This is a genomic window from Pseudomonas sp. FBCC-B545 (assembly GCF_059134095.1).
This window is the reverse complement of record NZ_CP101441.1, coordinates 349,287-369,054: the sequence shown is the minus strand read 5'-3', so window position 1 is coordinate 369,054 and position 19,768 is coordinate 349,287. Positions and strand designations below refer to the sequence as shown.

At 61.2% G+C, this 19,768-nt stretch carries 16 protein-coding genes; 9 read left to right on the top strand and 7 right to left on the bottom strand.

Annotation, left to right across the window (positions count from 1 at the left end; all coding sequences use genetic code 11):
* The first annotated feature begins 18 nt into the window (after positions 1-18).
* From NMB39_RS01685 to NMB39_RS01675, 3 genes are all read left to right on the top strand, one after another.
* A complete protein-coding gene (locus tag NMB39_RS01685) occupies positions 19-1,614 on the top strand; it encodes a GMC family oxidoreductase (RefSeq protein ID WP_057022820.1) in 1,596 nt (531 codons plus the stop codon).
* 103 nt (positions 1,615-1,717) lie between these two features.
* Positions 1,718-2,197: a pantetheine-phosphate adenylyltransferase gene (gene coaD, locus NMB39_RS01680; RefSeq protein ID WP_003176711.1), complete on the top strand. Its 480-nt coding sequence runs from the start codon at positions 1,718-1,720 to the stop codon at positions 2,195-2,197.
* Between the two features lie 102 nt (positions 2,198-2,299).
* Complete coding sequence (locus tag NMB39_RS01675; protein ID WP_003195146.1) at positions 2,300-2,551, top strand: YfhL family 4Fe-4S dicluster ferredoxin; 252 nt, start codon at positions 2,300-2,302, stop codon at positions 2,549-2,551.
* Between the two features lie 123 nt (positions 2,552-2,674).
* On the opposite strand, the gene mutM is transcribed toward NMB39_RS01675, so the two are convergent.
* Together mutM and NMB39_RS01665 are read right to left on the bottom strand one after the other, a co-directional pair.
* The gene (gene mutM, locus NMB39_RS01670; RefSeq protein ID WP_494339666.1) at positions 2,675-3,487 is read right to left on the bottom strand and encodes a bifunctional DNA-formamidopyrimidine glycosylase/DNA-(apurinic or apyrimidinic site) lyase; all 813 of its coding nucleotides are present in this window, start codon (positions 3,485-3,487) and stop codon (positions 2,675-2,677) included.
* A 21-nt stretch (positions 3,488-3,508) separates the two neighbouring features.
* Entirely contained in the window at positions 3,509-4,321 is an 813-nt protein-coding gene (locus tag NMB39_RS01665; RefSeq protein WP_172833449.1) for an HDOD domain-containing protein, read from the bottom strand.
* Positions 4,322-4,616: 295 nt separating this feature from the next.
* Between NMB39_RS01665 and NMB39_RS01660 the strand changes: the two genes are divergently transcribed.
* From NMB39_RS01660 to ilvD, 3 genes are all read left to right on the top strand, one after another.
* Positions 4,617-5,813: a class I SAM-dependent rRNA methyltransferase gene (locus NMB39_RS01660; protein WP_494339667.1), complete on the top strand. Its 1,197-nt coding sequence runs from the start codon at positions 4,617-4,619 to the stop codon at positions 5,811-5,813.
* A gap of 194 nt (positions 5,814-6,007) precedes the next feature.
* Complete coding sequence (locus tag NMB39_RS01655; protein ID WP_494339668.1) at positions 6,008-7,141, top strand: MFS transporter; 1,134 nt, start codon at positions 6,008-6,010, stop codon at positions 7,139-7,141.
* A gap of 229 nt (positions 7,142-7,370) precedes the next feature.
* A complete protein-coding gene (ilvD, locus tag NMB39_RS01650; protein ID WP_046069958.1) occupies positions 7,371-9,212 on the top strand; it encodes a dihydroxy-acid dehydratase in 1,842 nt (613 codons plus the stop codon).
* A gap of 189 nt (positions 9,213-9,401) precedes the next feature.
* Here the strand turns inward: ilvD and NMB39_RS01645 are convergent, their stop codons facing one another.
* The 4 genes from NMB39_RS01645 to NMB39_RS01630 form a co-directional block, all read right to left on the bottom strand.
* On the bottom strand, positions 9,402-11,846 hold the full coding sequence (locus tag NMB39_RS01645; RefSeq protein WP_494339669.1) for a TonB-dependent siderophore receptor: 2,445 nt from the start codon (positions 11,844-11,846) through the stop codon (positions 9,402-9,404).
* Positions 11,847-11,979: 133 nt separating this feature from the next.
* A complete protein-coding gene (locus tag NMB39_RS01640) occupies positions 11,980-12,927 on the bottom strand; it encodes a FecR family protein (RefSeq protein WP_057022816.1) in 948 nt (315 codons plus the stop codon).
* Positions 12,924-13,457 carry an RNA polymerase sigma factor gene (locus NMB39_RS01635; protein ID WP_494339670.1) on the bottom strand — a complete coding sequence of 178 codons (534 nt, stop codon included), beginning with the start codon at positions 13,455-13,457 and terminating at the stop codon, positions 12,924-12,926. Before NMB39_RS01635 ends, NMB39_RS01640 begins: the two co-directional genes overlap by 4 nt.
* Positions 13,458-13,663: 206 nt before the next feature.
* On the bottom strand, positions 13,664-14,725 hold the full coding sequence (locus tag NMB39_RS01630) for an HAD family hydrolase (RefSeq protein ID WP_057022814.1): 1,062 nt from the start codon (positions 14,723-14,725) through the stop codon (positions 13,664-13,666).
* A gap of 241 nt (positions 14,726-14,966) precedes the next feature.
* On the opposite strand from NMB39_RS01630, the gene NMB39_RS01625 reads away from it, so the two are divergent.
* A complete protein-coding gene (locus tag NMB39_RS01625; protein ID WP_057022813.1) occupies positions 14,967-16,358 on the top strand; it encodes an L-cystine transporter in 1,392 nt (463 codons plus the stop codon).
* A gap of 87 nt (positions 16,359-16,445) precedes the next feature.
* Here the strand turns inward: NMB39_RS01625 and NMB39_RS01620 are convergent, their stop codons facing one another.
* Entirely contained in the window at positions 16,446-16,958 is a 513-nt protein-coding gene (locus NMB39_RS01620; protein WP_057022812.1) for a dihydrofolate reductase, read from the bottom strand.
* A 69-nt stretch (positions 16,959-17,027) separates the two neighbouring features.
* Between NMB39_RS01620 and NMB39_RS01615 the strand changes: the two genes are divergently transcribed.
* Complete coding sequence (locus NMB39_RS01615) at positions 17,028-18,407, top strand: DUF2868 domain-containing protein (RefSeq protein ID WP_367235643.1); 1,380 nt, start codon at positions 17,028-17,030, stop codon at positions 18,405-18,407.
* Positions 18,400-19,767, top strand: coding sequence for a DUF3482 domain-containing protein (locus NMB39_RS01610; RefSeq protein WP_494339671.1), 1,368 nt, complete (start codon positions 18,400-18,402; stop codon positions 19,765-19,767). Before NMB39_RS01615 ends, NMB39_RS01610 begins: the two co-directional genes overlap by 8 nt.
* Position 19,768 lies beyond the last annotated feature (1 nt).

Below are 19,768 nucleotides of genomic sequence, written 5' to 3'. Positions count from 1 at the left end.
AAACCAGAGACGAACCTGATGCCCGTACCCGATCTGTTCCGCGACGGCCTGGCCCGAGGCTGGAAAACCCACAACGGCGCCGCCCTCGACAACGACCTGACCCTGGAAGCCGATGTAGCCATTATCGGCAGCGGTGCCGGAGGCGGCACCACCGCCGAAATCCTCAGCGCCGCCGGCTACAAAGTGTTGTTGATCGAAGAAGGCCCGCTCAAGACCAGCAGCGACTTCAAGCTGCTGGAGGACGAAGCCTATGCCAGCCTTTACCAGGAGGGCATCGGGCGTATGAGCAAGGACGGCGCCATCACTATCCTGCAAGGCCGGGCGGTGGGCGGCACCACCTTGATCAACTGGACCTCCAGTTTTCGCACACCCGACGCCACCCTCGCTCACTGGGCCAGCGAATACGCAGTGAAAGGTCATAGCAGCGCAGAGATGGCGCCCTGGTTCGAAAAAATGGAACAGCGCCTGGGCATCGCGCCGTGGGCGCTGCCGCCGAATGCCAACAACGATGTGATCCGCAAAGGCTGCGAAAAACTCGGCTACAGCTGGCACGTGATCCCACGCAATGTGCGCGGCTGCTTCAACCTGGGTTATTGCGGCATGGGCTGCCCGGTCAATGCCAAGCAGTCGATGCTGGTGACGACTATCCCCTCCACCCTGGAAAACGGCGGCGAGCTGCTGTATCTGGCCCGCGCCGAGCAGCTCAAATACAGTGGCGACACTATCAGCAGCCTGGAGTGCGTGGCCATGGACGAACGCTGCGTGGCACCCACCGGACGCAAGATCAGCGTGAAGGCCAGGCACTACGTGCTGTCGGGCGGCGGCATCAACAGCCCGGCCCTGCTGATGCGCTCGGACGCACCCGACCCGCATTCGCGGCTGGGCAAACGCACCTTTCTACATCTGGTCAACTTTTCCGCCGGGTTGTTCGACGAAGTGATCAACCCGTTCTACGGTGCGCCGCAGTCGATCTATTCCGACCATTTCCAATGGCAGGACGGCACCACCGGTAAAATGTCCTACAAGCTTGAAGCACCGCCTTTGCACCCAGGGTTGGCCAGCACCCTGTTCGGCGGCTACGGCGCGCAAAACGCACTGGACATGAATCGACTGCCCCACACCCACGCCATGCTCGCACTGCTGCGCGACGGTTTTCACCCCGACAGCCTGGGCGGCACTGTGGATCTGCGTGGTGACGGCACGCCGGTGCTCGACTATCAGGTCTCACCCTACGCCTGGGATGGCCTGCGCCGAGCCTTCCACAGCATGGCCGAGATCCAGTTCGCCGCAGGAGCCAAATCGGTCAAGCCCCTGCATCACGATGCAAGGTTCGTGAACACCTTGGCCGAAGCACGCAGCGTAATTGACGGCTTGAGCCTGGAACTGCACCGCACAACCCTGGGCAGCGCCCATGTGATGGGCGGTTGTGCCATGGGCGAAGATCCGAAAAACGCCGTGGCTGACAGCCTTGGCCGACATCATCAGTTGCGCAACCTGTCGATTCACGATGGCTCGTTGTTCCCCACCAGCATTGGCGCCAACCCGCAATTGTCGGTGTACGGATTGACCGCGCAACTGGCGACAGCGTTGGCCGAACGTCTGAAAACGGCATGAAAAAGCGTGGGATTAACGACCTCTATCTACATAAGTCGACTTGGCCGACCGGGATGGCTGCGATACCATCCGGTTCCCCAACGGACTCCGCCAGGACGACGCGATGAACCGAGTGTTGTACCCAGGTACCTTCGACCCGATTACCAAAGGCCATGGCGATCTGGTCGAACGCGCCTCTCGCCTGTTCGACCATGTGATCATCGCGGTCGCGGCCAGCCCCAAGAAAAACCCGCTGTTTCCCCTGGAACAGCGCGTGGAGCTGGCGCGTGAGGTCACCAAGCACCTGCCTAACGTGGAAGTAGTGGGCTTTTCGACGCTGCTGGCGCATTTCGCCAAGGAGCAGAACGCCAATGTGTTCCTGCGTGGCCTGCGCGCGGTGTCGGACTTCGAATACGAATTCCAGCTGGCCAACATGAACCGCCAACTGGCGCCGGATGTGGAAAGCCTGTTCCTCACGCCGTCGGAACGTTATTCGTTCATTTCCTCGACGTTAGTCCGTGAAATCGCGGCTTTGGGCGGAGATATCACCAAGTTCGTCCATCCTGCGGTGGCAGATGCACTGACCCTGCGCTTCAAGAAGTAAGACCGCTCAAGCGGCGCCTGCTCGCACTGCGGGCGCCAATGCGGCACAATTGCGCGCATTAGTTTTCAGATGCCTTGGCCGCGCGCCCTGGCAGGAGTTTCCATGTCCCTGATCATCACCGACGATTGCATCAACTGCGACGTCTGCGAACCCGAGTGCCCGAACGCTGCGATCTCCCAAGGCGAAGAGATCTATGTGATCGACCCTAACCTGTGCACCCAGTGCGTTGGCCATTACGACGAACCGCAGTGCCAGCAGGTTTGCCCGGTGGATTGCATTCCGCTGGATGAGGCACATCCTGAGACTGAAGAGCAGTTGATGGAGAAGTATCGGAAGATTACCGGTAAGGCTTAAGTTTTTTAGTGCCTGTGAGGGCCTCATCGGGGGCAAGCCCCCTCCCACATTTTGAATGTGTTCACAAATCAAAGTGTGGGAGGGGGCTTGCCCCCGATGGCGATATCAGCCATCACACAGCACTCAGCTCTGGCACTTGGGGCAAAACACACTCGCCCGCTGCCCCAGCACCACATTGCGCAACTCGGTCCCACAGACCTTGCACGCCTCGCCGCCACGGCCATACACGTACAGTTCCTGCTGGAAATACCCCGCCTGCCCATCGCCGCCGATAAAGTCCCGCAGCGTAGTACCGCCCCGCTCGATAGCAGCGGCCAGCACCCGTTTGATCTCAATCGCCAGCTTCAAATAGCGCCCGCGTGAAATGCCACCCGCCGCACGCCGCGGGTCAATACCCGCCGCAAACAGTGCTTCCGTCGCATAGATATTGCCCACCCCCACCACTACCGCGTTGTCCATGATGAACGGCTTCACCGCCATCGATTTGCCGCGCGACAGCTGGAACAAACGTTCGCCGTCAAACAGCTCGGTCAACGGTTCCGGCCCCAGGCGAATCAGCAGTTCGTGGTTGTGCGGGTCCTGGCTCCAGAGCATTGCACCGAAACGTCGAGGGTCGGTGTAGCGCAAGGCCAGGCCGGATTCGAGTTCGATGTCGACATGTTCATGCTTGAGCGCAGGCATGCCCACCTCCACCAGGCGCAGGTTGCCCGACATGCCCAAGTGACTGATCAAGGTGCCCACCTCGGCATTGATCAACAGGTACTTGGCCCGCCGTTCCACCAGCACGATACGCTGCCCCGACAGGCGCACATCCAGGTCTTCCGGGATCGGCCAGCGCAGGCGCCGGTCACGCACCACCACGCGGCTGACGCGCTGGCCTTCCAAATGCGGGGCAATCCCGCGCCGGGTGGTTTCGACTTCTGGTAACTCGGGCATGTGTACCTCTTGAATAACGGGTCAGTGCGCGCCCAGTTCGCGGATCGACAACTTCAGGCTCTCGAAGTCGTAGTCCGACAGGCCCACGTAATCCAGCACCAGATGGCCAATCGCGTTCCACTCATGGTCCACGGCCTGGTTGCCCAGCACGCGACAGGACGAACAGATATGCTCGGCCATCTTCAAAATCGCCAGTAGGTTCTTGAGCTGCGGATTGCGCGACGTCTCATCGCTGAAAATCGCCAGGGCATTGTGGTGATTGGCGATGGCATCGGTCACATGTTCCGGCAGGCGCCAGGACTTGGCGGTGTAGTAGCCGACCACCGCATGGTTGGTGTTGAACGCGTTGTTCTCGGTGTCGACCACGCGGCGCTCGGGGCCGGCGCTGGCATAAGCCTGCTCCAGCACCGCCATGTAGTTGGGGAAACGCTTGAGCATCAGCGGCACGCCACAATCATGGAACAAGCCCAAGGCATAGGCCTCGTCCACCGCCTGGGTGCCGGTGCGCTTGGCCAGGGTGAGGCAGGTCATGGCCACATCCTGGGCGGTGTCCCAGAAGCGGTTGAGGGTGACGATGGTGTCGTCGCTCATCTCGCCCTTGATCGACAAGGCATTGATCAGGTTGATGACCGACCGACTGCCCAACAGGTTAACCGCACGCTGGATGGAGGCGATCTTGTTGCTCAAGCCGTAATACGACGAGTTGACGATCTTGAGCAACGCGCCAGACAAGCCCGGGTCTTGGGCGATCAACCGTGCGATCACTTCCAGGTCCGGGTCGGGCATGTACTGCTCCATCTGCAAATCCACCATGATCTGCGGTTGGGGCGGCACGCTGATGCCTTGCAGGACCTGTTGGATCTGCTCGGCGGAAAGCTCTTGGGACATAAGTACACACTCTGGGCTAGACGCGAATTCTAACCCTTATGCGGACATGGCCGACACCCACAACCCAAACTGAAACCCGATCAAATGTGGGAGGGGGCTTGCTCCCGATTGCGGTGAATCAGTCACTTGGATATCAGCTTATACACTGCTATCGGGAGCAAGCCCCCTCCCACATGTCCGGTGCCGCCGCCAAATAATGCGCAACACGCTATACTCCCGCTCTTTTTTCCGGAGCGACGTCATGTCCCTGCCAAGCCTGCGTCTCAAAGCCAACGCCGATCGTCGTTTGCGCAACGGCCACCTGTGGGTCTACAGCAACGAAATCGACGTGGCCGCCACACCACTCCATGGCTTCCAGGCAGGCGACCAGGCGATCCTGGAAGCGGCCGGCGGCAAGATCCTGGGCATCGTGGCCATGAGCCCGAACAACCTGATCTGCGCTCGCCTGCTGTCGCGCGACATCAAGTTGCCGTTGGACAAGTCGCTGCTGGTGCACCGCCTGAACGTCGCCCTGTCCCTGCGTGACCGCCTGTTCGACAAGCCGTTCTATCGCCTGGTCTATGGTGATTCCGACCTGCTGCCTGGCTTGGTGGTCGACCGTTTCGGCGACATCCTGGTGGTACAGATCGCCTCGGCGACCATGGAAGCCCATAAAGAAGACGTGATCGCCGCGCTGACCCAAGTGCTCAAGCCGAGCGGCATCCTGTTCAAGAACGACTCCGCCGCACGTGACGCCGAAGGGCTCAACCGCTATGTCGAAACCGTGTTCGGCCTGGTGCCGGAGTGGGTGGCGCTGGAAGAAAACGGCGTGAAATTCGAAGCCCCGGTGATCCAGGGCCAGAAAACCGGCTGGTTCTACGACCACCGCATGAATCGCGCCCGCCTGGCCCCGTATGCCAAGGGCAAGCGTGTGCTCGACCTGTACAGCTACATCGGCGGCTGGGGCGTGCAAGCCGCCGCCTTTGGCGCCAGTGAAGTGTTCTGCGTCGATGCGTCGGCCTTCGCCCTCGACGGCGTCGAGCGCAACGCCGCGCTGAACGGTGTTGCCGAGAAGATGACCTGCATCGAAGGCGACGTATTCGAAGCCCTCAAGGAACTGAAAGCCAGCGAAGAGCGCTTCGACGTGATCGTCGCCGACCCACCGGCCTTCATCAAGCGCAAGAAAGACATGAAGAACGGCGAAGGCGCCTACCGCCGCCTCAACGAGCAAGCCATGCGCCTGCTCAGCAAGGACGGCATCCTCGTCAGCGCCTCGTGCTCCATGCACCTGCCAGAAGACGATCTGCAGAACATCCTGTTGACCAGCGCCCGCCACCTGGACCGCAATATCCAGATGCTCGAGCGTGGCGGTCAGGGTCCGGATCACCCGGTACACCCAGCGATTGTCGAAACACGCTATATCAAGAGCATTACGTGCCGGTTGTTGCCTAATAGCTAATAGGCTATAGGCCCCGCAGGAGCACTCAACGGGTGTTCCTACGGGATTTTCGGAATTGTCCTGCCGCAGCATCCGTTGACTTTGCTTGCAGCCAGATCGACCCTCGTTTCCCCCTCACGGATCGAGCGAACAGGCTGATGCTGCATCGTGCGCCCTCATCAAAAAAGTCATCCATCATCCTTCTGCTGATGACAATGACGTTGCTGGCCGTCTTCCCGCTCGACGTGGTCCTGCCCTCATTCCCCGCCCTCTCCGGCCACTTTCTCACTACGCCTTCCGAGATCGCTCAATCCGTCAGTGTCTTCGCCATTGGCCTGGCGGTCTCGTTGCTGCTGATCGGGCCGTTGTCTGACCTGTTTGGCCGCAAGAAGCTGCTGCTGGCCGGTATTGCACTATCGGCGATTGGCGCAGCGGGATGCTTATTGGCTGAGAACTTTCGATGGTTCATTGGCTTTCGCGTAGTCCAGGCGGTGGGGTGCGGGGCATTTGCTTTGTCACAGGCGCTGATCCAGGACCTGTTCGCCGGTCGGGAACTGGAGCGGATTCGAATCTGGATGACCACCGCCGGAGGGATTTTCATCTCCAGTTCGCCGCTGATGGGGACTTGGCTGCAGCTCCTGGGCGGCTGGCAGGCCAGCTTTTACGTGTTTATCGCGCTGGCAACCGTGGTGTGGCTGTGGTCCGCACGTCTATTGCACGATGCCCGCAGCAGCCACCGCCCGTCCAAGCGACAGTTTTTCAGTGGGTATTGGCTGCTGTTCTCCGACATACGATTTATCGGTTACTGGCTGATTTCTGCCCTGGCCTTTGCCTGTCATTTCTCGTTCATTGTGATGTCGCCACTGATCTTCATGGAGCGCTTGAACCTGTCGGCGTATCAATTTGCCTGGGCACTGCTGCTATATGGCGCGGCCTACGTATTCGGCGGAGTGATTGCCAGCGTCCTGCATCGCAAGATGGACGCAGTCCGTCAAATCAATACCGGCCTGCTTTTGATCGCCCTTTCAGGCCTGGTCATGCTTTGGCTGGCCTGGCAGTTCGGCCTGTCTGCCGCCACGGTGCTGATCCCGATGTTGATCTGCACTGCCGGCACTACCATCTGCCGTCCCATCGCCAACTCCAAGGCCATGAGCCTCTATCCACAACTGGCCGGCACAGCGACCTCCGCCGGTAGCCTGCTGATTTTCATGTGCGGTGGCCTGATCAGCCTGGTGATCAACCTGGCCACCGACAACCTGACCATCGCCCTCGCCCTGTGCTTTCTAATCCTGAGCGCCGCAGGGCTCGCCCTGAATGCACTGATCAAGCCACGCCCACACGTCCCATAGCCGTTATCTTCACGGTTTCGGCCATTCCCTCCAGCCGCCAGCGGTGTAGAATCGGCCCTATTCATCGCCAGTCATCCCCCGGCGGGTTTATGAGCTCGAGGCCCAAGCACGCGGCGATCCCGCGACGCGAGTGGCAACTTCCGGACACACGGCCATTTTTCGGGTGTTCCAGTCGTCAATTAGAAGCTCACTCCCCTTTAGTACTTGATTAGCCGCCCGGAGTGCTCCAATGCCTGATTACCGCTCGAAAACATCCACCCACGGCCGCAACATGGCCGGCGCCCGCGCACTGTGGCGTGCCACGGGGATGAAAGATGACGACTTCAAGAAGCCGATCATCGCGATTGCCAACTCCTTCACCCAGTTCGTACCCGGTCACGTCCACCTCAAGGACCTGGGTCAACTGGTCGCCCGTGAAATCGAACGCGCCGGCGGTGTAGCGAAAGAATTCAACACCATCGCCGTGGATGACGGCATCGCCATGGGTCATGACGGCATGCTGTACTCGCTGCCGAGCCGCGAGATCATCGCCGACTCCGTGGAGTACATGGTCAACGCCCACTGCGCCGACGCCATCGTGTGCATCTCCAACTGCGACAAGATCACTCCTGGCATGTTGATGGCTGCCTTGCGCCTGAACATCCCGGTGATCTTCGTCTCCGGCGGGCCGATGGAAGCCGGCAAGACCAAGCTCGCTTCCCACGGCCTCGACCTGGTCGACGCCATGGTGATCGCCGCCGATTCCAGCGCCTCTGACGAGAAGGTCGCGGAATACGAGCGTAGCGCCTGTCCGACTTGTGGTTCGTGCTCCGGCATGTTCACCGCCAACTCGATGAACTGCCTGGTCGAAGCCCTGGGCCTGGCCTTGCCGGGCAACGGTTCCACGCTGGCCACCCACAGCGACCGCGAGCAGCTGTTCCTGCAGGCCGGCCGCACCATCGTCGAGCTGTGCAAGCGTTACTACGGCGAGAACGATGAGTCGGTGTTGCCGCGCAATATCGCCAACTTCAAGGCGTTCGAAAACGCCATGACCCTGGACATCGCCATGGGCGGTTCCACCAACACCATCCTGCATTTGCTGGCCGCGGCCCAGGAAGCCGAGATCGATTTCGACCTGCGCGACATCGACCGCCTGTCCCGCCACGTGCCGCAACTGTGCAAGGTCGCGCCAAACATCCAGAAGTACCACATGGAAGACGTGCACCGCGCAGGCGGGATCTTCTCGATCCTCGGCTCCCTGGCCCGCGGCGGCCTGCTGCACACCGACCTGCCGACCGTGCACAGCAAGTCCATCGCCGAAGGCATCGCCAAATGGGACATCACCCAGACCGACGACGAAGCCGTACACACCTTCTTCAAGGCCGGCCCGGCGGGCATCCCGACCCAGACCGCCTTCAGCCAGTCGACCCGTTGGGACAGCCTGGACACCGACCGTGAAAACGGCTGCATCCGCAGTGTCGAGCACGCCTACTCCCAGGAAGGCGGCCTGGCCGTGCTGTACGGCAACATCGCCCTCGACGGCTGCGTGGTGAAAACCGCGGGTGTGGATGAGTCCATCCATGTCTTCGAAGGCCGCGCCAAGATCTACGAAAGCCAGGACAGCTCGGTACGCGGCATCCTCGCCGACGAGGTCAAGGAAGGCGACATCGTGATCATCCGCTACGAAGGCCCGAAAGGCGGGCCGGGTATGCAGGAGATGCTCTACCCCACCTCGTACCTTAAATCCAAGGGCCTGGGCAAAGCCTGCGCGCTGCTGACCGACGGGCGCTTCTCCGGCGGCACCTCGGGCCTCTCCATCGGCCACGCTTCGCCGGAAGCGGCTGCCGGTGGCGCCATCGGCCTGGTGCAGGATGGCGACAAGGTGCTGATCGACATTCCGAACCGCTCGATCAACCTGTTGATCAGCGACGAAGAACTGGCTGCACGTCGGGTCGAGCAGGACAAGAAGGGTTGGAAGCCGGTGGAAAAACGTCCGCGTAAAGTCACTACTGCGTTGAAGGCCTACGCGTTGTTGGCCACCAGCGCCGACAAGGGTGCCGTACGCAACAAAGCCATGCTCGACGGCCTGTAAGCCCCGCGCATGAAAATGCCCCGCCAGGTGCGGGGCATTTTTTTTGCCTGGAGATAACCCCAAGCACAATGATGATCAAAATGTGGGAGGGGGCTTGCTCCCGATAGCGGTGGGTCAGCCAACATCAATGTTGGCTGGGCCGACGTCTTAGCGGGCAAGCCCCCTCCCACAGAAGTGATGCGTCAGGTTTTAGAACTGTGGGGTGTAGGTCATGGTGAACATCACATTGCGTGGGTCGCCGTAGTAGTTGCTGCCCCAGTTCGCGTTGTAGGCCGGGATGTAATACTTCTTGTCGAACATATTGTTCAGGTTCGCCGCGACGCTGAATTCCTGGTTGATTCTGTAAGCCACACGCGAATCCCACAGCGCATTGCCGGGCACGCTGAAGTTGCGGTCATAGGCTTCGGTGCTGCTTTGCGCAGTCACGCCGGCGCCCACGCTGAACTTCTGCCAGTCGCCCGGCAACTGGTAATCACCCCAGACCTTAAGTTGATGCTTGGGTGTCCAGGTGCTGAATATCTTGCCCTCGTAGGTGTCGTCCTTGAGGAATTTGGTGGTGTTGTAGGTATAGCTGGAAACCAGTTGCAACCCCGGCAACACCTCGCCGCTCAAGGTGGCTTCGAAGCCTTGGCTACGCACCTTCCCCGAGGCAACCGAGCAGTACCAGCCATTGCAGTTCATCGGCCCTTGAAGGTCCTGGACGCCACGGTTTTGCTGGTCGTAGCGAAAGATCGCAAACGAGGTGTTGAGCCGACCGTCCGCCAATTCACCCTTGATACCCAACTCGTAGTTCTTGCCCTCGATGGGCTTAAGCAAAGAGCCCGAGGTAGTCAGGTTGGTTTGCGGCTCAAAGGCATCAGCGTAGCTCGCGTAGGCCGACCATTGTTCATTCAGGGCGTAGACCAGGCCGGCATACGGAGTGACCTTGCCGGAGGTTTGCGTGGTGCTTTCCTCTGGCGCGCCATACGTACCGCGGGAACCGCTCTGGCCTATGTAGGAATACTCATACCAACTGGTGCGTGCGCCTAGGATAAGGGTCAAGGGGTCCAGCACTTTCACCCGCCAGGTGCCGTAGATGCCTTTCTGGCGTATGTCATACCAGCTATTCGACGCGTTGCCCTGGGCGAACAGCTGGTATTTGTCGCGCTGCGGGCGGTTGTGGTCAATGTTGAAGATATCCGCGCCCGCCGTTGCAGCGCGTGCCCATTGGTCATCGGTGGTCAGTTTGGAATAGTTCGCCCCCAGCACCATCTCCTGCTGGAAGCCCAGGCCCTCGAAGGTGCCGTTTACATACACGTCCGCACCGCGGCTCTTGGTATTGAAGTCGGTGACCCAGTCCACATACCGCACGTTGCCGGCGGTGCCCGGGTTGGGGATAGCGTCCCAGGTTGCCTGGTAGGTCGCGTCGTTATGTTCATCCATGGCTACCAGCGCGGCTTTGATCTTCCAGTCATCGTTGAAGTGATGCTCCACCTCGGCGAACACCTGGGTCTGGTTATTGACCGCACGGTTCCAGCTGGCGCCGACAAAGGTAGAGCGCGGCAGACCGATATCGTTGCCGTTGGCATAACGCGGCAGCGACATGAAGTTGGGGCGCGAATGCCCCTTCTGGTTGCTGATGCCCACACCGATAGTAGTGTCGGGAGTGAAGTCATAGTCGACGGCGGCGTACACCGTCTGGTTCCAGCCACCGGCGTAGTCGACGAATGAGTGGGTGGTGTCGTAGTCCGCTACAAAGCGGCCACGCAAAGTCCCTTCGGCGTTGAGCGGGCCGCCCGCGTCGACCTGGGTGCCGTAGTGGTCCCAGGAGCCGGCCTTGGCGGTGAGGGTGACGGTCGGGTCCTGCTGGCCACGCTTGCGCACCAGGTTCATGGTGCCGCCGGGGCTGTTGGCGCCTTGCAGCAAGGCGGCCGGGCCGCGCAGGGTTTCCACACGGTCATAGATCGCCATGTTTTCGGTGAGGTAACTGCCCAGCGCGTAGGTATTACGTGGGATTGGTACGCCGTCGTATTGCAGGGTGCCGATTTCGAAACCACGGGAGAAGATGAACATACCCGGCCCGGGGGATTTGGTCGCCGTCAGGCCCGGGGTACGCTTGACCACCTCGGAAAGCTTAGTGGTGTTCTGGTCATCCATTTGTTTACGGGTCATGACGCTGACCGATTGCGGGATGTCCTTGAGCTTCTGCTCGCCCCTGCCCAGCGTCACCGCACCGGTGGTATAGGAGCCACTGCCTTCGGTGGTAGCGCCCAGATGTGCGGCGCTGATGGTGGTGGCGCCGACTTCGATAGCGGCGCCGGTGGCTACGCGCTTCTCCAGGGTCACGGTGTCGGTGTTGATAAAGGCCGCACTCAGGCCCGTACCACCAAGCAATTGCGCCAAGGCTTCGCGCTGGCCGAGATGGCCACTCACCCCGGGCGACACCACCCCTTGGGTCAACTCACCGGACACCAGCACCTGCACGCGCGTCACCGCTGAAAATGCCGCCAGCGCGCCGTCGAGGCTTTGCCCGGGGATATCGAAACGGTAAGCCTGGGCCTGGGTGGCCTCGGCAGCTTGCAGGGATAGCGACGCAGTGCAGGTCAAGCAAATGACCAGCGCGAGCAAGGGCGATGCGGCGAATCGGTGTGCCATGGATGGAACTCCCCGGTGCAAAAAGTCTGTAATCGGCGCGGCACTACTTGAGAGTGCTTACTATTTGCGCCTCAGTGATCAAGGACGAATGCTCACCGGAAAACCCTGAAAGTATTTTCAAAAAAAGTTGCGACTACGACGCCTTGCCCTCGCGCAGCACCAGCAAATACGGGGTGTAATGCTCGGCACGCAGGTTGAGGGTGTGTTCCAGCGCCTTGATCACCGCGTCGGGTTTATCGATTTCAAACACGCCGGAGACCACGCGATTGCGCAATGCGTCGCCGAGTATCAGGGTCTTGCCCGGCCAATAACGGTTCAGCTCGCTGACCACGTCCGACAGCGGTTGCTGGCGAAACACCAGTTGCCGCTGGCGCCAGGCAAACCCGCTGGCCGCGTCGAAACCGTGGACTTCAGCCAGGCGTTTGTCCTGGTACTCCACCGCCCGTCCCGGCTCCAGATACACCGGTATGCCACTGCCGGAACTAACCTGCACCTTGCCCTGAGCCACTTGCACGTGGGTTTGCGCATCGCGTCGCGCCACACTGAACCGGGTGCCGACCACCTTCACCCAGCCGTCGCCGGATTGCACCACGAACGGTCGCGCCGGGTCCTTGGCCACCTCGAAGAAACCTTCGCCGCGCAACAAGCGCACCTGGCGCTCGCCTGCACTCATGCGCACCTGTATGGCACTGTCGGTATTGAGCTGCAGGTGGGAGCCATCGGCCAGTTCGATGCTGCGTGACTCGCCGGTGCCGGTGGCATAGTCCGCACGCATACGGTCAAGCCAAGGTGTGTTTTGCACAGTCAGGCCTACCGCCAGCAGCACGGCCGCGGCGCAGGCCCAGCGCCGTGCGGGCTGGCGCCAGGCAGCCTGTTCGGCGCGGCGAACTACCCGCGCCGGTTCGTGCAAGCCGTCGAGCATCGCCTGCACTTCCTGCCAGGCGGCATGCTGGGCATCGCCCCGCTCCAGCCAGATGGCGAAAGCCTGCAGTTCGCTAGGTGTGACATCCTCGGCCTGCAGGCGGAAATACCAGGCGGATGCTTCGTCGAACAGTTCGTCGGCTGTGGGGGTAGCGTTCATGACCGACGTCCTTGTTCATCACAGGCAAGCCGCTTCTTGATAAAGCCACGGCATTCAATCAAGGCGCGACGCAATTGGTATTCAACACTGCGCGGGCTGATCGACAGGCGTTCGCCGATCTCGCGATAGGAAAGTTCGTCGACATGATAAAGCAGGAAGATCTGCCGAGTCGCTTCGGGCAACGCCAGGATGGCAGCCTGAATTAACTGTTCCTGCTGGTAGGCCGCCAATTGTTCATCGGCGCCTGGGTTGCTGCACGGCAGTTCATCGCTGGGCTCCCCGGCATCCAGGCGCTCGCGGCGGATGGCCTGGCGCTGATGATCGCGCACCAGGTTGCTGGCGATGGTGAAAAGGAAGGCAGGAAGGTTATCGATTTTGTCGCCGGAATCCAGCCGCGCCAGGCGCAGGAAAGATTCCTGGGTCAGGTCGGCGGCCACTTGGGCACTGCCGGTGCGGCGAGTGACGAAGGCTTCGAGGGCTTTCTTCTGCTCCGCGAACAGGCGCGCGATCTGCGAATTCCAGGAGAGCACGGCACTACCTTGAGAAGAACATGGGGTTCAGGAGGTGTGCACGCTAGCAGAGGATGAGATTGGTTCGCAATTGATATCTATTTATTGCTCTGGGTTTTGTGGTGTTCTTCAGATAGCCATCGGGGGCAAGCCCCCTCCCACATTTTGATTTGTGAACACATTTCAAATGTGGGAGCTGGCTTGCCTGCGATAAGGACGACTCGGTTTTACTGAATCTCCTCCGGCTTGACGATCACCCAGTTCTTGTCCGCCGTCACTGGCAGTCCTTCCTTGGCTTGCGCCGCCGCGTGCTTGGCGATCATGCCGTTAAGCTGGGTCATGTATTTGTCCTTGCGGTTGATCCATAAATGGATGCCTCCCTTGGCCACGTCCACATCGTGGAACAGCATGTAGCCGTCGCTGGTGGGTGTATCACCGCCGACAATCACCGGTTTTTTCCATTCGTCGATGTAGGTGAGGATCGCCGCGTGCTTGCCGGCCATCCAGGTTGCCGGGGTCCACAGGTAAGGGGTCAGCTCCAGGCCGAGGTTGGCGTTCTGGTCATACTTGCCGGCGGCGATCTGCTTGCGGGCGGTGGTCAGCTCGCCGGTCTTGCGATCCTTGAGCAGGGTGCTCACGCCGATGACGTTTTCGGGTTTGACGTTGTAGCCGTACTTCGGATCGGCAGCGACCATGCGCACCAGTTCCTCGGAAGCGGCGGTCATCACGTACACCTCGATGCCGTTTTCCATCAGTTTGTTGTATAGCTCGGCCTGGCCAGTGAAGACTTTCGGCGGCTGCACTTCAGACTGCTTCACCGCATCGCCTTCGAAGTAACTGACCGGCACCGGCTTGCCGGACGCCATCAGCTCGTCCACCTGGACTTTGAGTTCCTTGAGGGTGAAGCCGGAGAACACCTGGGCGACCCACGGATAGCAGACCATGTCGTCGACTTCACAAAGACGATAGTAGTAACTGAACAGGCTTTCCTTATGTTCGGCGGTGTCCTTGAACGGCATCAGCTTGAGCGAAGGATCGAGGCTGTCGCGGGTGATCAGGCCTTTGTTTTCCATGTACGGCAGCAGGGACTCTTCGAGGTCGTAGCGGTAGCTGGTGTTGTCCATGTCGAACACCGCGTAGTTACCCTTGTTGGCGTTGGCGGCGATCATTGCGCTCAACTGCTTGGCAGCCGGCGCCGGCCAGTGTTTCAACTCGGTGGCGGCGAACGCCTGGCTGGCGAGTCCGAGGAGGAAAGCGGCGGATACCAGTAGTTTCGGCGCAAGCTTCATAGACGTTGTCTCCCTGAGTGAAAGACATCGACGCTAACAAATCCGTATGACAGTTATCGCCCGGGCGCGACTGCTGACGTCTTGATCACGCCAAGGGCATAGGTATGAGCGCCATTGGCTTATTCCAAAAACGACAGTCGCCATTCCATATCGGTATTAAATCATTATATTTCAAGCTGTTAGGCTTCCCGGTTCGCAATCGCAGGCTCACGCGATTGGCTGCCTTCTCAACGGAGCTTCAATGAATCTGCCCCTGATTCTCAATTTATTGGTGTTCGTGGCCCTCTTGCTGGGCCTGGCACAAACCCGTCGTACGAACTGGAGCCTGGCCAAGAAGGTGCTCTTCGCCTTGGTTCTGGGCGTACTGTTCGGTGCGGCCTTGCACACGATATACGGCGACGGCAACCCGGTGCTCAAAGCTTCCATCGGCTGGTTTGACCTGGTCGGCAATGGCTATGTGCAACTGCTGCAGATGATCGTGATCCCACTGGTGTTCGCCTCGATCCTCAGTGCCGTGGCACGCCTGCATAACGCTTCTTCCCTGGGCAAGATCAGCTTCCTGACCATCGGCACGCTGCTGTTCACTACCGCCATCGCGGCGTTGATCGGTATCGGCCTGACCAACCTGTTCGGCCTCACTGCCGAAGGCTTGGTGGCCGGCACCCAGGAAATGGCGCGCCTGCAAGTGATCCAGAGTGATTACGCCGGCAAGGTTGCCGACCTGAATATTCCGCAATTGCTGCTGTCGTTCGTGCCAGCCAACCCGTTCGCCGACCTGGCGCGGGCCAAGCCGACATCGATCATCAGCGTAGTGATTTTCGCCGCCTTCCTGGGGGTCGCCGCGCTGCAACTGCTCAAGGATGACGTGGAGAAAGGCCAGAAGGTTGTCAACGCCATCGACACCCTGCAAGCCTGGGTGATGCGCCTGGTGCGCCTGGTGATGAAGCTGACGCCGTACGGAGTATTGGCGCTGATGACCAAGGTGGTCGCCGGTTCCAACCTGCAAGACATCATCAAGCTCGGCAGTTTCGTGGTGGTGTCGTACCTGGCCCTGGGCCTGATGTTCGTGGTGCACGGCCTGCTGCTGTCCCTGGCCGGGATCAACCCGCTGCGCTTCTTCCGCAAGGTCTGGCCGGTGCTGACCTTTGCCTTTACCAGCCGCTCCAGCGCAGCGAGCATCCCGCTGAGCATCGAGGCACAGACCCGTCGCCTGGGTATCCCGCAATCCATCGCCGGCTTCGCCGCCTCGTTTGGCGCGACCATCGGCCAGAACGGTTGCGCCGGTCTTTACCCGGCGATGTTGGCGGTGATGGTCGCGCCGACCGTGGGCATCAACCCCCTGGACCCGCTGTGGATCGCGACCCTGGTAGCGATTGTGACCTTGAGTTCGGCGGGCGTTGCCGGCGTGGGCGGTGGTGCGACCTTTGCCGCGCTGATCGTACTGCCGGCCATGGGCTTGCCGGTGTCACTGGTGGCGCTGCTGATTTCCGTGGAGCCGCTGATCGACATGGGCCGCACGGCGTTGAACGTCAATGGTTCGATGACGGCGGGTGCTATTACCAGCCAGATCATGGGGCAGACGGATAAAGCGCTGTTGAATGCCGATGAGCATGCCGAGTTAGCGCAGGCCTGATAGACCCCTATCGGGAGCAAGCCCCCTCCCACACACTTGAATGTATTCACAAATCAAAATGTGGGAGGGGGCTTGCCCCCGATGCTTTTAGGCTTTTTCCCAGACTTCGAAGTTGTAGGCCGGCTTATCGCCTTCAGCTGGATTCTCCAGATTCGACACCAGCTTCCACTGGTTCGTATCAAACTCTGGAAACCACGCATCCCCTTCCGGGCTCAACGCCACCCGCGTCAGATATAGGCGATCGGCCTGCTCCAGCCCCTGCGCATACAACTGCGCGCCGCCGATCAGCATCAGCTCGTCCACGCCTTGGGCCTTGGCCCATTCCTCAGCCCGTTCTATCGCCGCTTCCAGTGACGGAAAAACTTGCGCACCTTCGAGCGCCAGATCGGTCTGACGGCTGACCACCAGGTTCAAGCGCCCCGGCAGCGGTCGGCCCAGGGAGTCCCAGGTCTTGCGCCCCATGATGATCGGCTTGCCGAGCGTGGTGGCCTTGAAATATTTGAAATCCCCCGGCAAATGCCAGGGCATGCTGTTGTCGACGCCGATCACGCGGTTTTCACCGAGGGCTGCGATCAGGCTTAAAGGGAGAGATTTTTTCATGGCGACGAGAATACCAGAGGCGCGAGCCAGCGGTTATGCTCCAACCTCACTGAAACAACAGGATGGCGCGTGACTGCACTGAACCCCCTGCACACACTCTGGCTGACCGAAACCGTGCGCCTGCGTGAAGAACACGCCGGCCCCCTGGAAGACCTGGAAGCCAACCGCCTGGCCCGTGCGGCTGGTGGCGACCTGTCGACGCGGATCCAGCAACGGGCCTTGCACCTGGCCGAACGCGATGGCCTGACCGGCGCCCTCACGCGCTGGCTGCAAGGCGCACGCCTGGCGCTGATGTTGCTGGCAGTAGTCGCAATCATCAGTGGCGCTGGCTTGGCTTTTGCCGCATTAGGCAACGGCTTGACGCCGGTGAATGTGTTCTGGGCCTTGGGCAGCCTGCTCGGTTTGAACCTTATTTTGCTGATCAGTTGGGCCCTGGGCCTGCTGTTTGCCGGCGAGCACGGCGCCAGCCTCGGGCGACTGTGGTTGTGGCTCAGCGAAAAACTCGCCCGCGACGCCAAGGCCGCGCAATTGGCACCGGCGCTGTTGCTGTTGCTGCAACGGCAAAAACTCAATCGCTGGGCGCTGGGTGTGCTGGTCAACAGCCTGTGGCTGCTGGCACTACTCAGTGCCCTGGTGATTTTGCTGACCCTGTTGGCCACACGGCGCTACGGCTTTGTGTGGGAAACCACCATTCTCGGTGCCGACACCTTTGTCGCCGTAACCCAAGCCCTCGGCACCCTGCCCGCGCTGCTGGGCTTCAACGTGCCGAGCGTCGACATGATCCGCGCCAGCGGCGATTCCGCGCTGAATATCGAAAGCGCCCGCCAAGCTTGGGCCGCCTGGCTGGTGGGCGTGTTGCTGGTCTACGGCCTGCTGCCCCGGCTGATCATCGCCCTGTTCTGCCTGTGGCGCTGGAACGTCGGGCGTGCCGCATTGCGCCTGGACCTCAACCTGCCCGGCTACAGCCAGTTGCGCGAACGCCTGATGCCCAGCAGCGAACGCCTGGGGGTCAACGATGTGGCGCCCGAGCAACTGCACCACGTCAGCGGTGGTGTCAGCGATCTGGACAGCGACGGCGCCTTGCTGGTCGCCATCGAGCTGGACGATCAACACCCTTGGCCGCCCAAGCTGCCGGCCAGCGTAAAGAACGCTGGCATTCTCGACAGCCGCGAATCGCGTAACAAACTGCTGGAGCAACTCAGCCGTTTCCCGCCCGCACGCCTGGCCATCGCCTGCGACCCGCGCCGCTCGCCGGACCGTGGCAGCCTGGCGCTGATTGCCGAACTGGCACGCAGCGCCACCGCCACCCGTGTATGGCTGCTGCAAGCCCCGCCGGGCCAGGCCTTGGACGCCGAGCGCCTGAGTGATTGGCACACCGCGCTGCAACAGCTTGATCTAATGTTTGCCGACTGTGCGCCGCTGAACTGGCTGGAGACCGGTCATGACTAAACCGCTGAAACTCGCCGTGGTCGGCCACACCAACGTCGGCAAGACCTCCCTGCTGCGCACCCTCACCCGTGACGTGGGCTTCGGTGAAGTCTCCCATCGCCCCAGCACCACACGGCATGTCGAAGGTGCACGCCTGTCGGTGGATGGTGAAGCCTTGCTGGAACTGTACGACACGCCCGGACTGGAAGACGCCATCGCCCTGCTCGACTACCTCGAACGCCTGGATCGCCCCGGTGAACGCCTGGACGGCCCGTCCCGCCTTGCGCGCTTCCTGGACGGCAGCGAAGCCCGTCAGCGTTTCGAACAGGAAGCCAAGGTATTGCGCCAACTACTGGCCTCGGACGCCGGCCTGTATGTGATCGACGCCCGCGAACCGGTGCTGGCCAAGTACCGCGATGAGCTGCAGGTGCTGGCCAGTTGCGGCAAGCCATTGCTGCCGGTACTCAACTTCGTCAGCAGCAGCGAGCATCGCGAGCCGGACTGGCGCGAAGCCCTGGCCCGCCTCGGACTGCATGCGCTGGTGCGTTTCGACAGCGTGGCGCCGCCGGAAGACGGCGAGCGCCGGCTGTATGAAAGCCTGGCCCTGCTGTTGGAAACCTCACGGCCGCAGTTGCAGCGCTTGATCCTTGACCAAGAGGCCCAGCGCCAGGCCCGCCAGCAAAGCGCTGCGCGATTGATCGCCGAGCTGCTGATCGACTGCGCCGCCTGCCGTCGCAGCGTGGTCACCGAGGATGAACAGCAAGCCATCGGCGATCTGCGTAAAGCCGTGCGCCAGCGCGAACAGAAGTGCGTCGAAGCCTTGCTCAAGTTGTTCGGCTTCCGCCCGCAGGATGCCGCCGCCAGTGACCTGCCATTGCTCGACGGGCGCTGGGGCGATGACCTGTTCAACCCGGAAACCCTCAAGCAGCTTGGCGTGCGGGTCGGTGGTGGGATTGCCGCCGGCGCTGCGGCCGGCGCGGGCGTGGATCTCTTGGTCGGCGGCCTGACCCTCGGCGCTGCAGCCCTGGCCGGTGCTATCGCCGGTGGCGCCCTGCAAACCGCACGCAGCTACGGCAGCCGCCTGCTCGGCAAGCTCAAGGGCCACCGCGAGCTGACCGTTGACGACAGCGTGCTGCGCCTGCTCGCCCTGCGTCAGCGCCAACTGCTCAAGGCCCTCAACCTGCGCGGCCATGCAGCGATGCACAGCATAAAGGTCGATACGCCCCAGGACAAAACCTGGCGCGAGGGCAAGCTGCCCGACGCCTTGGGCAAGGCCCGCGCCCACCCGCAATGGTCGAGCCTCAACCCCCACGCCAAGCTGAGCCAGGCTGAGCGCCAGGAGCAGATCCTGGCCCTGGCCCTGGAACTAAGTGTTGACTGAC

Bases quoted from the DNA above. Each gene is read 5' to 3' on its own strand.
- NMB39_RS01630 (WP_057022814.1), bottom strand. From the start codon at position 14,725: ATGAAGCTTGCGCCGAAACTACTGGTATCCGCCGCTTTCCTCCTCGGA.
- mutM (WP_494339666.1), bottom strand. From the start codon at position 3,487: ATGCCCGAGTTACCAGAAGTCGAAACCACCCGGCGCGGGATTGCCCCG.
- NMB39_RS01610 (WP_494339671.1), top strand. From the start codon at position 18,400: ATGACTAAACCGCTGAAACTCGCCGTGGTCGGCCACACCAACGTCGGC.
- NMB39_RS01660 (WP_494339667.1), top strand. From the start codon at position 4,617: ATGTCCCTGCCAAGCCTGCGTCTCAAAGCCAACGCCGATCGTCGTTTG.
- NMB39_RS01675 (WP_003195146.1), top strand. From the start codon at position 2,300: ATGTCCCTGATCATCACCGACGATTGCATCAACTGCGACGTCTGCGAA.
- NMB39_RS01625 (WP_057022813.1), top strand. From the start codon at position 14,967: ATGAATCTGCCCCTGATTCTCAATTTATTGGTGTTCGTGGCCCTCTTG.
- NMB39_RS01645 (WP_494339669.1), bottom strand. From the start codon at position 11,846: ATGGCACACCGATTCGCCGCATCGCCCTTGCTCGCGCTGGTCATTTGC.
- ilvD (WP_046069958.1), top strand. From the start codon at position 7,371: ATGCCTGATTACCGCTCGAAAACATCCACCCACGGCCGCAACATGGCC.
- NMB39_RS01655 (WP_494339668.1), top strand. From the start codon at position 6,008: ATGACGTTGCTGGCCGTCTTCCCGCTCGACGTGGTCCTGCCCTCATTC.
- NMB39_RS01685 (WP_057022820.1), top strand. From the start codon at position 19: ATGCCCGTACCCGATCTGTTCCGCGACGGCCTGGCCCGAGGCTGGAAA.
- NMB39_RS01640 (WP_057022816.1), bottom strand. From the start codon at position 12,927: ATGAACGCTACCCCCACAGCCGACGAACTGTTCGACGAAGCATCCGCC.
- coaD (WP_003176711.1), top strand. From the start codon at position 1,718: ATGAACCGAGTGTTGTACCCAGGTACCTTCGACCCGATTACCAAAGGC.
- NMB39_RS01620 (WP_057022812.1), bottom strand. From the start codon at position 16,958: ATGAAAAAATCTCTCCCTTTAAGCCTGATCGCAGCCCTCGGTGAAAAC.